At 41.4% G+C, this 290-nt stretch carries 1 protein-coding gene; it reads right to left on the reverse strand.

The window, feature by feature from the left end; translation table 11 throughout:
* The coding region (locus tag IV64_RS11215; protein WP_157061150.1) for an IS30 family transposase at positions 1-290 on the reverse strand (290 nt) is incomplete at both ends.

Below are 290 nucleotides of genomic sequence, written 5' to 3' on the forward strand. Positions count from 1 at the left end.
CCTTTAGGATAAAAATAACGTAAATTCCGATTAAAGCGTTCATTACTACCACGTTCAGCTGGCGTATAAGCATGGCAGTAATAGGTCTTAATACCATATTGTGATTCAAGTGATACTAGCCCACTAAACTCAGTGCCACGGTCCACAGTAAAGCTGTGCACCGGACCATTAAAAGTGGTTAGGAACTTAGTTAGGGCTTCATTAACAGTCGCTGTCGTCCGATCTTTTAACCGGTATGCCCAAAGGAACCGTGATTTGCGATCGATTAAAGTTAATAAAACTGCCTTACT

The sequence above is a fragment of the Lactiplantibacillus xiangfangensis genome (genome assembly GCF_001438845.1).
GTDB classification, from domain to species: Bacteria; Bacillota; Bacilli; order Lactobacillales; family Lactobacillaceae; genus Lactiplantibacillus; species Lactiplantibacillus xiangfangensis.